This window comes from Clostridium tarantellae, assembly GCF_009295725.1.
Lineage (GTDB): Bacteria > Bacillota > Clostridia > Clostridiales > Clostridiaceae > Sarcina > Sarcina tarantellae.
Genome location: NZ_WHJC01000356.1, coordinates 1 through 3,118, shown reverse-complemented (window position 1 = coordinate 3,118; position 3,118 = coordinate 1). Strand labels below are relative to the sequence as shown.

The 3,118-nt window shown below is 22.3% G+C and carries 2 protein-coding genes; one reads left to right on the top strand and one right to left on the bottom strand.

Annotated features, from left to right (window positions below; genetic code table 11):
• Positions 1 to 141: 141 nt before the first annotated feature.
• Entirely contained in the window at positions 142 to 1,608 is a 1,467-nt protein-coding gene (locus tag GBZ86_RS14320) for a hypothetical protein (protein ID WP_152891789.1), read from the top strand.
• A gap of 63 nt (positions 1,609 to 1,671) precedes the next feature.
• On the opposite strand, the gene cls is transcribed toward GBZ86_RS14320, so the two are convergent.
• Positions 1,672 to 3,102: a cardiolipin synthase gene (gene cls, locus GBZ86_RS14315; RefSeq protein ID WP_152891787.1), complete on the bottom strand. Its 1,431-nt coding sequence runs from the start codon at positions 3,100 to 3,102 to the stop codon at positions 1,672 to 1,674.
• Between the last annotated feature and the right edge of the window lie 16 nt (positions 3,103 to 3,118).

Genomic DNA, 3,118 nt, shown 5'->3' with positions numbered 1-3,118 from the left:
GATACATAATATGTGCTAAACTAGAAGCAAAAATAAAATGTAATATATATACTATATATTAAGCAAAGAAGTTTTATATAAATTTATATATTTAATACATAAATAAATATATGTTATAATTTCTTTATGAGGTGGGATGCTATGAAAAACAATGATTTTGAACATGAAGTTTATTATAGATTTAAATTAAAGTATGAAAAATTAATAGATAAAAACTTTAAAGGATTTTACAATTCTTTAATAAAAGATATAAAAAAAATAAATGATAAAAGTATAAATGAAATTCTTATTAGAAATTTAAAAAGAACTATTATTTATACTAAAAGAAATTGGAATAAAAAATTAATTAATGATGAAAAAAGTGCTTTAAATAAAGAGCTTACATTTGTTAATTTAGAATATGAAAAAGTCAATAGTGGAATACTTTCTAATGAAGAATTTATAGAAAAATTTAAAAAATCTAACATAAATAATTATAAAAAAGATATTATAAAAAAGTTAAAAGAATGGGAAACTAATGAAGATATTCTTTTAACAGAATATCCTTATTTATATGATAGGCAAAAAAGATCAATAAAAGTAGCATTTAAGAATGATATTTTAAAACTATCTATTGATTATTTTAAAGATGTTAAAGTAACAAGAGTTCCAAGTATAATAGGAGATATTGCTATAGATACCACAAATAGAATTGATTTTTTAAATTCTACGGATAAGGATAAAATAGATATGCAAGATTACACTTCATTTAATTCTACCATTGATAAACTTATATATAGTGATGTTGATCAGCAACAAGAATTATTATTACAATTAGAACATGAAACTTTTATGAAAATAAAAAATGGAGAAGGAGTTTCTAATGTAGGAGATATGGTAACTAAAATGGCTATATTAAAAACATTAAAAACTTTTAATAATTTTGATAAAAAAATTATTTTATATTTTTATCAGCATTTTTATGAAGTACTTTCAGGTAAAAAGATTGAAAAATATATATCAGATATAGTAGAAGAATTAGGATTTAAAAACCAAACTAGATATAGAAATATGGTTGAAGATAGTATAGCTAAAATAGCTAGTATGAAAATATCATATAAATTTAAAGGACATTCTATAAATGGAGTTTTCTTTGAAGCTAAAATAGAAGAGCTAGAAGGAAGAAAAAAAGCCACTGTTTATTTAAGTGGAATAATAGAAGATGTTATTATAAAAGATAATACTATAAACTTTTATGATGATTTATATAATAATTTAAGTGCAGATTCACAACAATTAGCTGTTATGCTACAAAAAAACAGAATGAAATTGGCTATAGAAGAAAAAGGATATAGTGAAAACATAACTTTAATGGAGTTTAGTAGAAGTATATTTTGGGGAACAAAAAGAATTGATATTCAAAGAAAGCGTATAATTTCTGCTTTAGATGAATTAAAATTAAAAAATGTTGTTATATATGATTATTATTATGATAAAAAAGGATATTGCTTTAATATAGAATATATACCTTTTAATCAAGACAATATTAATAAAATTCAAAGTAGAGAATTTAAATATGGTAACATAATAGAAGGTACTGTATATGAAGTACATGATGATATAAATTAAAGTAATAACCACCTTTTATAGAGTAATTAATTAATAATTTATCCTATAAAAAGTGGTTTTATTTTATAATATTGGAGATACTAATCTAATAAGTGCTTCCATAATTTTGGTGGTTTTTTTTCTGTGAGCAAAATTTTCTTTGCTTAATATAAAACAATTTTTTTCATCATTAATAAAAATATTTTCTAATTTTCTTACTAATTTTTCATTGTAAATAACACTAACTACTTCAAAATTAAGTTTAAAACTTCTAATATCAAAGTTTGCAGTTCCCACACTAGCTACATTAGAATCAGCTACTATAGTTTTAGCATGAATAAATCCTTTTTTATATTTATAAAATTTAACACCACAATCTATTAAAAGAGCAATGTTTGAATTTACAGCCCATTTCATATATATAGCATCATTTTTATAAGGTACCATTATCTTAACATCAACTCCAGATAAAGCTGAAATTTTTAAAGCGTTAATTAAAGAATCATCAAGTACTAAGTAAGGAGTTTGTATATATACATTTTTTTTAGCATTATTTATTATTTTTAAATATGAATTTTCAATATATTCTTCTTTGTTATCAGGTCCAGAGGAAACAACTTGAATTCCTATAGAACCTAAATTTTTAGCTAAAGGAAAATATTTTTTATTATTAAATAAATCTTCTTTAGCGGCATAATCCCAATCCATTAAAAATCTTTTATTTAGTTCATTTACTGCCTCCCCTTGTATTCTTAAATGGGTATCACGCCAAAAAGGAAACATATCTCCTCCATTTACATATTCATCTCCTACATTAAAGCCACCAACATAACCGATTTCACCATCAATAATAGCTAATTTTCTATGATTTCTATAGTTTATACGTAAATTTATATATGTAAATAACCCAGGGAAAAATACTTCAAAGTTTATTCCTAAACTTCTTATATATTTTTTATATTTACAAGCTAATGTTCTAGAGCCCATACCATCAACAAGCAATCTAACCTCTAAACCTTCATCTACTTTTTCTTTTAAAGCATTTATTATTTCTTGTCCTAAAGAATCAAATCTAAAAATATAATATTCTAAATGAATAAATTTTTTAGCATTTTTTATATCTTTTAATAAATTTTTAAATTTATCAGATCCTTTAGTGTAAACTTCTACTTCATTTCCTATAGTATATATAGAGCCACAGTGATTAAAATTCATTTTTAACAAATCTGAAAATTCATTAGTAACATCTATTTTACCATTAGTAAGGTTCAGTTTTTTTTCTAATATATAAGCTTTTTTTTCATCTCTTAAAGTTTTTTGTTTAAATATTTTTTCACGACTTAAATTTTGTCCAAAAATTAAATAAATTAAAAAACCTATACCTGGTAATAGAGTTAAAACTAAAATCCAAGCCCAAGTGGTAGTTGGTTTACGTCTTTCAATAAAGATTAAAGAAATCACACATAATGTATTAAGGAAAAAAATAAAAATTCCAAAAATAAAATAAGTATGCATAAGTACCCTCCTATTA